This window comes from Arthrobacter sp. KBS0702, from assembly GCF_005937985.2.
In the GTDB taxonomy this organism is placed as follows: domain Bacteria; phylum Actinomycetota; class Actinomycetes; order Actinomycetales; family Micrococcaceae; genus Arthrobacter.
Window position 1 is genome coordinate 1524240 of the sequence record NZ_CP042172.1, and the last position, 10943, is coordinate 1535182.

At 70.3% G+C, this 10943-nt stretch carries 12 protein-coding genes; all 12 read left to right on the plus strand.

Going from position 1 to position 10943, the window contains the following annotated elements; translation table 11 throughout:
- The first annotated feature begins 30 nt into the window (after positions 1-30).
- The gene (locus FFF93_RS06910; RefSeq protein WP_138769566.1) at positions 31-588 is read left to right on the plus strand and encodes a hypothetical protein; all 558 of its coding nucleotides are present in this window, start codon (positions 31-33) and stop codon (positions 586-588) included.
- A gap of 95 nt (positions 589-683) precedes the next feature.
- The gene (locus FFF93_RS06915; protein ID WP_138769565.1) at positions 684-902 is read left to right on the plus strand and encodes a hypothetical protein; all 219 of its coding nucleotides are present in this window, start codon (positions 684-686) and stop codon (positions 900-902) included.
- A 78-nt stretch (positions 903-980) separates the two neighbouring features.
- A complete protein-coding gene (locus FFF93_RS06920; protein ID WP_138769564.1) occupies positions 981-1958 on the plus strand; it encodes an aldo/keto reductase in 978 nt (325 codons plus the stop codon).
- Between the two features lie 59 nt (positions 1959-2017).
- Positions 2018-3034 (plus strand): nucleoside hydrolase, encoded by a 1017-nt coding sequence (locus FFF93_RS06925; RefSeq protein ID WP_138770497.1) that lies wholly within the window; start codon positions 2018-2020, stop codon positions 3032-3034.
- 148 nt (positions 3035-3182) lie between these two features.
- Entirely contained in the window at positions 3183-4019 is an 837-nt protein-coding gene (locus tag FFF93_RS06930) for an ECF transporter S component (RefSeq protein ID WP_138769563.1), read from the plus strand.
- 4 nt (positions 4020-4023) lie between these two features.
- Complete coding sequence (locus FFF93_RS06935) at positions 4024-4776, plus strand: energy-coupling factor transporter transmembrane component T (RefSeq protein WP_138769562.1); 753 nt, start codon at positions 4024-4026, stop codon at positions 4774-4776.
- The gene (locus tag FFF93_RS06940; protein WP_138769561.1) at positions 4773-6287 is read left to right on the plus strand and encodes an ABC transporter ATP-binding protein; all 1515 of its coding nucleotides are present in this window, start codon (positions 4773-4775) and stop codon (positions 6285-6287) included. Before FFF93_RS06935 ends, FFF93_RS06940 begins: the two co-directional genes overlap by 4 nt.
- Positions 6288-6408: 121 nt before the next feature.
- Positions 6409-7947, plus strand: coding sequence for an efflux RND transporter periplasmic adaptor subunit (locus tag FFF93_RS06945; RefSeq protein ID WP_138769560.1), 1539 nt, complete (start codon positions 6409-6411; stop codon positions 7945-7947).
- A gap of 3 nt (positions 7948-7950) precedes the next feature.
- Positions 7951-8670 carry an ABC transporter ATP-binding protein gene (locus FFF93_RS06950; RefSeq protein ID WP_138769559.1) on the plus strand — a complete coding sequence of 240 codons (720 nt, stop codon included), beginning with the start codon at positions 7951-7953 and terminating at the stop codon, positions 8668-8670.
- Positions 8667-9911, plus strand: coding sequence for an ABC transporter permease (locus FFF93_RS06955; protein WP_138769558.1), 1245 nt, complete (start codon positions 8667-8669; stop codon positions 9909-9911). The genes FFF93_RS06950 and FFF93_RS06955 overlap by 4 nt, the downstream gene beginning before the upstream one ends.
- Positions 9912-9918: 7 nt before the next feature.
- Positions 9919-10473: a hypothetical protein gene (locus FFF93_RS06960; protein ID WP_138769557.1), complete on the plus strand. Its 555-nt coding sequence runs from the start codon at positions 9919-9921 to the stop codon at positions 10471-10473.
- Positions 10474-10568: 95 nt separating this feature from the next.
- On the plus strand, positions 10569-10919 hold the full coding sequence (locus tag FFF93_RS06965) for a VOC family protein (protein ID WP_138769556.1): 351 nt from the start codon (positions 10569-10571) through the stop codon (positions 10917-10919).
- Positions 10920-10943 lie beyond the last annotated feature (24 nt).

The following is a 10943-nucleotide window of genomic DNA, read 5'->3' on the forward strand; positions in this document are numbered from 1 at the left end:
CTGCCGCGGACGGTTTACGAAGGGACAGCCATGAGCGGCATCATCCGGGTTTACAAACGCGACGAAGAGGGAGTCCTGCACTTCAGGGAGGCCTGGATCGACGAGCAATACCACGAGTTCGTGATGAACCACGGCGTCGTCGGGCACCAGAGCACCACCGAGGAAACCGACGCGGCCGACGCAGAGACTGCGGAGCGGCTCATGGACGCCTTCGCCGTGCAGTGCGCCGAGGACGGCTACGCCGAAATCCCGGAGGACGAGCAGTTCTGGGTGGTGGCGCAGTACGCGCTCAAGACCAAGGACGGCACCAGCCGCGACCGCTACCTCGAGGAAAAGGCCAAGGACGCCCTGATCAGCCACCTCGCCTGGCGCGGCCTCGGAGTGGTGGACCGCTCCGAATTCTCCGACGCCAAGCTGAACATCTTCTGCCTCACGCCCGAGGTCAACAAAACGGTCAATGCGATCAAGGTCTGCATCCGTGGCGAGGACCTGGACTTCACCAAGCTCAGCATCGGCGCCGCACCGTTCGGCGGAACGGACTTCAAACTGAAGCACTCGGCCAAACCCGCCAACAGCTTCACGCTCTAGGCACCATCCGTCCGGACACTGGCCCGGAAAGTACCTGCCAGGAGCCGGGCACGGCTTACATCAGTTTTGGGGGCAAGCGACTGGAAGGCAACGCAATGACGCGAAAATCCCCTCGACCCGGCAGCACTCCACTTCCCGCAGGGCTGGCGGCCCCCGCCCGCAAGTCCCTGGCCCATGCGGGCGTGGAAACCCTCGAACATGTCATGGAACTGGGCCGCCGCCGGCTGACCGGGATGCCGGGCGTCTGCCCGCGCACCCTGGCCCAGCTCCAGGACGCCATGGACGAACACGGGCTGGAACTGCCCGCGGGATAGGGGCACGGGGCTCTGTGGCGGAGGGGAGCGTGCCGCCCCTGACGCGGCGGCGCGCGCGGCCGTTATAGGCTGAATCCCATGACTGAATACCGCCGCGTAGGAAATTCCGGACTGACCGTCTCCGTCGTGGGCTTGGGCTGCAACAACCTGGGCCGGGCCAACACCGCCACCGAGTCGCAGGAGGGGACCGACGCCGTCGTGCATGCGGCCCTGGACGCCGGCATTACCTTCTTCGACGTCGCCGACGCCTACGGCCGGGAGCCCGGGCTCAGCGAAACCATGCTGGGCAACGCACTCGGGTCCCGCCGCGGCGACGCCGTGATCGGCACCAAGTTCGGCATGGACATGCGCGGGACCAACGGCAACGACTTCGGCGCCCGGGGATCCCGCCGCTACATCATCGAGGCGGCCGAGGCGTCCCTGCGGCGGCTCGGAACCGACTGGATCGACCTGTACCAGTTCCACACCCCGGACCCGCTGACCCCCATCGACGAGACCCTTGCGGCGCTCGATGAGCTCGTGACCAGCGGAAAGGTCCGCTACATCGGCCATTCCAACCGGGCCGGCTGGCAGATCGCCGAGGCCGAATTTGTTGCCCGCGCCCGCGGCGGAGCCCGGTTCATCTCCAGCCAGAACCACTACAACCTGCTGGACCGCCGCGCCGAACTGGAAGTCACCCCTGCAGCCGAAGCCTACGGCCTGGGCGTGCTGCCCTACTTCCCGCTCGCCAACGGCCTGCTCACCGGCAAGTACTCCGAGGGCCAGGCGCCGGAAGGTTCGCGCCTGAGCCACACCCGCACCAACCTCGTCCACGACGCCGACTGGAAACAGCTGGGCGCGTTCTCCGCCTTCGCCGCCGAGCGGGACCTGACCGAGATCCAGGTGGCCTTCTCCTGGCTCGCCGCCCAGCCCTCCGTCAGCAGCGTCATCGCGGGCGCGACCCGGCCCGAACAAGTCCGGCAGAACGCCGCCGCCGTCGCCTGGGTCCCGGACGCCCAGGAGCTCGCCGAACTCGATGCGATCTTCCCGCGCACGCCAAAGGTCGCACTGTTCTGAGCCGCACTGTTCTGAGCCGCACCGTGCCCGAGACTGACGCCGCCGTCCGGCGGATCCTGATGGATGTCGATACCGGCATCGACGACGCCCTGGCCATCGTCTACCTGCTGTCCAGGCCCGAGGTCCACCTGCAGGCGATCACCTGTACCGCCGGCAACGTCGGCGCACGCCAGGTGGCCCTGAACAGCCTGTCACTGCTGGAGCTGTGCGGGCGGCAGGGGATCGAAGTCGCTATCGGCGCCGAGGTCCCGCTGGAAATCCCGCTCGTCACCACCGAAGAGACCCACGGGCCGCAGGGGATCGGCTACGCCGAACTGCCCGCCCCCGCCCAGCCGATCTCGCAGCGCCACGCCGTCGACGTCTGGGTGGAGGAGGCCCGGGCGCACCCGGGGGAGATCACCGGGCTGATCACCGGACCGCTGACCAACTTCGCCCTCGCCCTGCGCCGCGAACCGGAGCTGCCGCGGCTGCTCAAAGGCCTCGTCATCATGGGCGGCAGCTTCTACTACCAGGGCAACACCACGCCGACGGCGGAATGGAACACCTCGGTGGATCCGCACGCCGCCAAGGAAGTCTTCGCCGCCTACCGCGGGCTGCCGGAGGACAAACTGCCGTTGGTCTGCGCCCTCGAATCGACCGAACGGATCGAGATGCTGCCGGAACACCTGCGCCGGCTCGGCGAGGCCGCCGGCGCCGCCGAACCCGAGCTGGTGCTCCCGGACCAACCCGAGGGGCAGCGCAGCACCTCCAGCAGCCCGCTGGTCGCCTGCCTGTCCGACGCGATCCGCTTCTACATGGAGTTCCACCGGCTCTACGACCAGGGCTACGTGGCCCACATGCACGATGCGTTCGCCGCCTGCGCCGCCGTCGGACGCACACCCTTCAGCACCCGGGCGGCGACGGTCGACGTCGAGACCGACTCTCCGCTGCTGGCCGGCACCACCGTGGCCGACTTCCGGGGACTCTGGGGGCTCCCGCCGAACGCCAGGATCGTCGCGGACAACGATCCCGGCCAGTGCTTCGACGAGCTGATTTCCTCGGTGGGCGCGCTGGCCCGGTCGCTGGCCTCACGGTAGCCGCAGCCCGGAACGGGAGCCCGCGCCGGCGGTGTACCCCCCGGTGTTCCGGGCGGTGTTTCCGGCGGGGCGGGGGATCGCTAAGATGATAGCTGCGCCGAGGTGACATGAGGCGGATATTCCAGACCCACGCCGAAGGACTTTTCCCATGTCACAGCAGCCCCTGACCCTCCCCGACGCAGGCTCCCGGAACGGAGCCGCACGGGCCCCGCGCCGCCGTCGGCTGCTCGAAATCGCGGGCGCCGCGGCCATCGCCGCCACCTATGTCTTCCTCGTCCTGACCCAGCCGGTGGAGCTCGCCGACGGCCTGGCCAGCTTCTCCGCGCTCGTCGCCCTTGGCGGTTTCCTGCTCGGCGCGGCGCTGCTGCTGGTCGCCGTGTTGCCCGTGCTGCCCACGTCCACCCTGGTCCTGATGCCGGTGGCGATCGTGCTCAACGTGGTTCTCGGCCAGCTGATGGGCAGCACCGGACTGCCGTTCTACCTTGACGCGATCGGCACGGTCCTGATCGCCGTCCTGGCCGGCCCGGCCGCCGGCGCCGCCACCGGGGTGCTCGGCAGCATCGTATGGTCCTTTTTCAACCCCACGGTGCTTCCCTTCGCCGCCGGCGCGGCCCTGATCGGCTTCCTCGCCGGGCTCGCCGCCCGCGGCGGCCTGTTCCGCCGCTTCTACCTCGCGCCCGTGGCCGGCTTCGTCACCGGGATCCTGGCCGGCGTTGTCTCCGCCCCGATTGCGGCGTTCGTCTATGGCGGAACCGCGGGCCTGGGCACCGGAGCCGTCGTCAGCGCCTTCCGCGCCATGGGCGACACCCTGCTGGCCGCCATCACCAAGCAGGCCCTCATCTCGGACCCGATGGACAAGGCCATCGTCTTCACGATCGCCGCCCTGCTGGCGTACGCCCTGCCGCGACGCACCACGTTCCAGTTCGCCTTCGTCCGCCGCTTCCGGGTGCTCGCAGGCAAGGCCCCGGCGGCACCCGTCGCCTAGAACCATGCGCCTGCACCCGCTGACGGCCCTGACCGCGGCCGGCTGCGCCGCGGTCACCACGACGGCGGCGGGCAGCTGGCCGCTGTCCCTCACGGTGGTGTTGGCGGCCGTGCTGCTCGCCGTGCGTGCGGGCGTGGGGCCCCGGGTGCTGGCGTCCGCCGCGGTCATCCTGGCGCCGCTGTGCCTGTCCCTGCTGGTACTGCACGGACTCTTCTTCCCGGAAGGCCACACGGTGCTGGCAAAGTGGGGTCCGGCCCGGGTGACCACCGAGGGGCTTGGCTTCGCCTTGGAGCTGGCCTCGCGGACGGCCGCGTCGGTCCTGGTGCTCCTGCTGTTCTCCTTCACCGTCAGCGTCCCGGATCTCCTGACCGCCCTGGCCGTTCGGCGGATCCCCCCGCAGTTCAGCTTTGTGCTCGCCTCCACGCTCACCCTGGTCCCCGCCATGGCCGGCCGGCTGGAGAAGATCCGGCAGGCCCAGGAGGCGCGCGGGCTGGTGGTGCGGCGCGGGCTGCTGCCCCGGCTGGCCGCGGCCAGGCTCCAGGCGGTGCCGCTGGTCCTGGGCCTCCTGGAAGACGCGGGGGTCCGGGCGCAGGCGCTCGACGCGCGCGGTTTCGGCGCGCCGGGCCCGCGGACCAGCTACCGGCAGCTGCAGGACCCGCCCGGGCAGCGAATGTTCCGTGCCGCGGCGCTCCTGCTGACCGCTGCCGCCGTGGTGCTGCGGCTCGTCACCGCCTGGCCGGCGGCGATCCCCGCATGAGCGCCTCCGGACGCGCCACCTCCTCGCCGCCGGCAGCCGCCGCGCGGATCGTCAGCTTCAGCTTCCACGGCGACGCGGGGGAGGCCCTGCGCGACATACGGCTGTCCGTGCAGCCGGGTTCCCTGACCGCCGTGCTGGGAGGTTCCGGCAGCGGCAAGACCACCCTCGGCAAGGTACTCGCCGGCTGGCTCCGGGCCGGCCACTCCGGGATCCTGCGCGGGAGCCTGGCCCTCGGCGCGGATGTCCTGGAGTTCAACGGCGCCAGCGGAGACCCCCGGATCGACCCGGCCGCCTGGTCCGGCCGGGTAGGCTACGTGCCGCAGGACGCCGGTGCCATGCTCTCCTCGGTGCGCTCCACGGTCGCCGAGGAACTGGCCTTCGGCCTCGAGAACCGGGCCGTCCCGCGCCTGGAGATGCTCCGGCGCGTGGCGCGGAGCGCGGAACTGACCGGCCTGTCCGGTCTCATGGAGCGGAACCCGGCGGAGCTTTCCGGCGGCGAGCTGCGCCGGCTGGCGGTGGCCTGCGCTGTCATTGCCGAGCCGGAGGTGTTGGTCCTGGACGAGCCGCTGGCCTCCCTCGATGCGGCCGGCGGCCGCCAGCTCCGGACGCTGGTGGACGGGCTGCTTGCCGCCGGCACCGCCGTCGTGCTGTTGAGCCAGGCAGTGGACGCCCTGGCCCGCAGCGCCGGGAACTGGCTCGTGCTGGACGGCGGCACGGCGACGGCGGAAGGCGCGCCGGCCGAGCTGGCGGGCGGCCCCCACCTGCGCGACGCCGGGGTTGTGGTGGCGGCCATGGCCGCCGCACCCCCGCAGGCGCTGCCCGCCGCCCCGGCAGCGGCTGCGGCGCCGGTCCTTGAACTGCGGGGGATCGGCTTCGGCTACGGCCCCGCCGGCGTGCTGCGGAACCTGGACCTCACCGTCCGCCCGGGGGAAATCGTCGCCGTCACCGGCCCCAACGGCAGCGGAAAATCCACGCTGCTGCGCCACTTCAACGGGCTGCTCCGGCCCGACGCCGGCGATGTGCGCGTCCAGGGACAAAGCATCGACGGGATCCCGACCGGCCGCATCGCCGCCTCGGTCGGCCTGCTGTTCCAGCAGCCGCGCGACCAGCTCTTTGAACGGACGGCGCTGCGGGAGGTCGGCTTCGGCCTGCCCCGCCTGGTCGGCGCCGGAGCCGCGGCCGGACGGGCGCGCGAGGCGCTGGCCGCCGTCGGACTCTCCGACGCCGCGGGGGAGCACCCCGCCGAACTCCCGTCCTCCCGGCAGCGGCTGCTGGCCCTGGCCACCGTGCTGGCCCGCAGGCCGGCCGTCCTGGCCCTGGATGAGCCCACCGTGGGACTGGACCGGCACGGCCTCGAACACCTCGCCGACGCCGTGGCCGCGGCGGCGGCGCGGGGCGCCGGCGTCGTGATGGTCACCCACGACCTGGACTACGCCCGGGCCAGCGCCCACCGCGTCCTCGCGCTCGACGGCGGCACCCTGCGGGAGACGTGGCGGCGCGGCAGCGCCTGAGCCGGGCACGCTTCCTGGCGCCCGTTCCGGCGCCTGTGCTTGCCGAGCCGATTTCGGCCGGCCGGGCGATCTCCAACCCTTTTCCCGGCTTTCACCCAGCCACGGCGGATACCGTCCAGCCATGACCTCAAAAACCCTTGTCATCAACTCTGCCCTGGGCGCGGTGATTCTCGCGCTCGGAGCGGGTACCTACCTGTCTGTCACGGCGGCCGGTTCCACGTCCCAGGCAGCCTCGGTGCGGACGGTAGCGGTGAGCAAGGCCGGCATCTCCTCGGTGGCCACAGCGTCCGGCAACGTCACCTCCGCGACCACCACTGTGGTCAACGCGCAGAACTGCACCGGCGCCATCATTTCGGTCAACGCAGCGCTGGGCCAGCAAGTGACGGCCGGCCAGCAACTGCTGACCATCGATCCCACCAACGCCCAGAATGCGCTCAAGACTGCCGAGGCGCAGCTGGCCTCGGTCAGCGCCCAGGCGAACCAGCAGGAGGTGAGCGCCGCCGGCCAGGTCACTTCCGCCAACCAGAACCTGGTCAACGCCCAGCAGTCCGCCAGCCTGGACGCATCGCAGCAGGCTGCCGCGGTGGCGGCAGCCCAGAAAGCGGTGGACACGGACACCGCCGCGGTCACCGCCGCACAGGCCCAGCCCGTGCCCAACCCCAAACCGGCCAACTGGACGGACCCGGTCACCGCGGCGCAGAACCAGCTCGCCAAGGACCAGCAGGTCCTCACCCAGGCGCAGAACCAGGCGTCCACGACGCAGCTCAAGGACAAGCAACAGCTCGCGACCGCATCAACGGCCCTCGGCAACGCCCAGAACTCGGCCGCCTCAGCCGGCGGCACGAACATCACCAGCGCCCAGGTGGCGGTGGAGACCGCCCAGGCCAACCTTGCCTCCTGCAACGTCAACGCGCCGGCGGCAGGCACCGTGACGGCGGTCAATGCGACCGTCGGTGCGCTGGCCGGATCCGCGGGGTCCTCGGGCGCAACGGGAGGCGGTTCAGCGGCAACGGGCTCCGCTACCTCGGGTTCCTCCGCGGGCACGGCGGCTTCGGGTTCCTCCGGAGGCGCCACGGCCGCCGCTGGCCTGGTCACCATCAGTGACACCACCCACCTTCAGGTGGTGGCCGGCTTCTCCGAAGCCGATGTCGCCACCATGAAGCCCGAGCAGACCGCGCAGTTCGTTTTCCCGGCCCTGGGCCAGCAAGCCAACGCCGCTCCGGTGACGGGCAAGGTCGTGTCGATTGCGCAGACGTCCAGCACCACCAACGGCGTCGTGACGTATCCGGTGACCGTATCAATCGCCAACCCGCCGGCCAGCCTGCGCCTGGGCCAAAGTGCGAACATCACCGTCACTACCGCGGTGGCGGATAACGCGCTGCTGGTTCCGAGCCTGGCCGTGACCACGAGCGGGGACCGCCAAAGCGTCAACGTCCTCCGGAACGGAACCACGACCCCCACCCGGGTCACGACCGGAATTACCGCCAACGGCAGGACCCAGATCCTGACCGGGCTCTCCGAGGGGGACCAGATTGAACTTCCGGCGATCTCCAGCACCCTGGACAGCGGCACCGGGACAACGCAGCAGGGCAACGGCTTCGGTGGCGCCGGCTTCGGCGGCGGCAACCGTGGCGGCGGCACCCGCAGCGGGGGGCAGTAGGCCGTGGCGGCGGTCATCGAACTGACCGGGGTCACCAAGGTCTACGGCAAGGGCGAAGCGGAGGTGCGCGCCCTGGACGGGGTCGGCATCACCATCGAACGCGGCGACTTCGTAGCCATCATTGGAGCCTCCGGCTCCGGCAAATCCACGATGATGAACATCATCGGCTGCCTGGATGCTCCGACGTCGGGGAGCTACTTCCTGGACGGCATCCGCACCGCCGAACTGGACGAATACCAGCAGGCGCAGATCCGCAACCGGAAGATCGGCTTCGTGTTCCAGAACTTCAACCTGATCTCCCGCACCAAGGCAGTGGACAACGTCGCCATGCCGCTGGCCTACGCCGGGATCGGCCGCCAGGTGCGGCAGACCCGTGCGCTGGCGATGCTGGATGCCGTCGGCCTCTCCAGCCGCGCTGACCACAAACCCTCCCAGCTCTCCGGCGGCCAGCAGCAGCGCGTTGCGATCGCGCGGGCACTGGTCACCAACCCGGTCCTGCTGCTCGCCGACGAACCGACCGGCGCCCTGGATTCGCGGTCCTCCGACGAAATCCTGGATCTGTTCGAGCGGCTGCACGAGGCGGGCCGGACCATCGTGATGATCACCCACGAGGCGGACGTGGCGGAACGTGCCGGCCGGGTGATCCGCATGCAGGACGGCCGGATCGTGTCCGACACCCGCCAGCGTCCGTTGCGCGGCCGGGCCCTGGCGGGTGTGCAGTGAGCCTTCTGGAGTCCGCGCGCTTCGCTCTCGCCGGCGTCGCGGCCAACAAAATGCGTTCCGTGCTGACCACGCTGGGGATCCTGATCGGCATCGCCGCCGTGATCGTCCTGCTCGCCGTGGGCGCCGGCACAAGCAACGCCATCAAGGCCCAGATCGGCAAGCTGGGAACGAACGTGTTGACGGTCAGCCGCTCCACCGCGGTGGGCGGCAGGGCCGGAGCCGGAACCCAGGTCAGCGGCAGCCGGACCCGCAGCACCAACCTCACCCTGGAGGACGAAAAAGCCCTCACCGACCCGGTGTTGGCCCCCGACGTCGCCCGGACGGCGCCGATCGTGCAGGCGCAGGGAGTCACCGGAACATACAACAACGCCACGCACTCCGTCGCCAGCTTCCTCGGAACCACCGCGCCCTATTTTGAGATCAGCAACAGCACCCTGGCGGCGGGCGCCCTCTTCACCGACGCGGACCAGCAGGCCGCCAACCCGGTCGCGGTGATTGGCAACACGGTCGCGTCCGACCTCGTCGGTCCCGTCACCGCCGCCGCCGTCGGGCAGACCATCCAGCTGAACGGCCAGAACTTCACCGTGAGCGGCGTGCTCAGCGCGAAAGGTTCCTCCGGGCTGAACGACCCGGATGACATCGTGGTGGTGCCGCTTTCGACGGCGCAAAGCAAATTCACCGGGTACGCGCCGACGCTGGCATCCATCACGGTCCAGGCGTCGTCCGCTGACGTCATGAACCAGGCGCAGAACGAACTGCAGATGATCCTCGACGCCCGCCACGGCGTGGACGCCAGCAACCGGGACTACCAGGTGCGGAACCAGGCGCAGATCCTGACCACCGCCACCAACACCACGCAGACCCTCACCATCCTCCTCGGGGCCGTGGCGGCCATCAGCCTCCTGGTGGGCGGGATCGGCGTCATGAACATCATGCTGGTCACGGTCACCGAACGCACCCGGGAAATCGGCATCCGCAAGGCCATCGGCGCCTCCCGCGGCAGTATCGTCGCGCAGTTCCTGATCGAATCCCTGATCATCTCGGTGATCGGTGGCATCGCCGGGATCGTGATCGGTTTCGCCGGCAGCGCCTTCCCGGTCCTCGGCGTCCAGCCCGAGGTCCAGGGCTGGACAGTGTGGCTCTCCCTGGCCGTTTCCGCCGTCATCGGCCTCGTCTTCGGGGTCTACCCCGCCAACAAGGCCGCAAAGCTGCGGCCCATCGACGCCCTCCGCTACGAATAGGACCCCCATGAAAAACCTTCTTCCCGGCGCGGACCCCATGGGGCGCCGCCGCGCTGCGTCCGCCGAACCCGCCAGCACTGAGGTCCTGCCGTCACTGACTCCGACGGCGCCGGCAGCATGGGAACCACAGGAACCCGCAGCTCCGGGAGCAAGGCCCGATCCGGTGCTGCCCTACGGCGGGCCGCCGTTCGCACCGGAGGTCGATGACGCCGCCGAGACACCCGAGGCCGACGACCCCGCCGACGAGCCGTTCGTGCCCAAGAGCCGGTATGTGATGGGCCGGTCCACGAAGGTCCTGGTGTGTGTTGCCCTGGTTGCCGCCGGTATGTTCGCGGGCTCGGCCGTGCAAAAACAGATCGACGCCGGAACCCGTGCTTCCCGCGGCACCTTCGGCACGGTGCAGAACCCGGGTGCCGGGACCGGAAACGGCACCGGGAATGCGACGCCGGGACAGGGCCGCCGCGGCGGCGGAACTGCCGGCGGCGGGACGGCCGGCAGCGGGACTGCCGGCGGCGGGGCCGGGGCTCCGAGTACCGCTCCAGCGCAGCCCGGCTCCAGATAACCCGTTGCTCGTGTTCCCTTCGGGCGGCAGACGGTTGGGGTATATTTTCTGAAGTTTGGCGCGCCCTGCGCCTGCCGCCGTGATGAGGAGAAGCCTTGGTCAACCCCGTAGCCCCGGAGATCGGGACGGTCTTCGTCCCCGTCAGCGATATCGCCAAGGCCAGGGACTGGTACTGCTCGCTGCTCGGTGTACCGGCGGACGGCGAGATTCTGTTCGGTCATCTGTACGTGCTGCCGATGAAGGGCGCCGGCCTGGTGCTGGACAGCAAAATCTTCTCGCCGGACGCGGTTTTCCGCGTCCCCGCGTTCCACCTCAATACGTCCGACATCGAGGCGGCCCACGTCCACCTGCAGCGGGCCGCCTCGGAGGTCACGGAAATCCGCGACGGCCAGTGGTTCAACTTTCGGGACCCCGACGGCAATCTGCTGATGATCTGCGAGTGCTAGCCGCAGCTGGGGGCTGACGGCCGC